A 361-nucleotide genomic window follows, 5' to 3' on the forward strand; every position below is an offset into this window, starting at 1 on the left:
GATTCATATACCTATTATCCATATGCTATGGTTGATTTATTAAAAGTTATAAGACCAAACTTATCAAGTGAAGATAAAGCAGATATGGATATAATGAGAACTGAAGCTCTTAATAATGCTACAAGAGCTACAAAAGCTAATGTATTCCAAGATGCAGCATGTAGAGATATTGCAAAATCAATTATGGGTATAGGTAAAGTAGATTTAGCGTCATTCTCATTTAGTGGTGATAATGCAAATAAGATTGTTATAAATAATAGTTACGGTTCTTTTAGTGTTCCAGTTGAATATAGTTTAGATGGTGGAAATAAGTGGGTTACTACTGCAGCAGGTACTTCTTCTATACAATTAACAGCTGAAG

The 361-nt window shown here is 31.6% G+C and carries 1 pseudogene; it reads left to right on the forward strand.

The window, feature by feature from the left end:
* Window positions 1-361, forward strand: a pseudogene (locus ACQRD5_RS17250) (NPCBM/NEW2 domain-containing protein); the annotation flags it as partial.

Source organism: Clostridium sp. SGI.024 (genome assembly GCF_050315195.1).
Taxonomy (GTDB): Bacteria; Bacillota; Clostridia; order Clostridiales; family Clostridiaceae; genus Clostridium.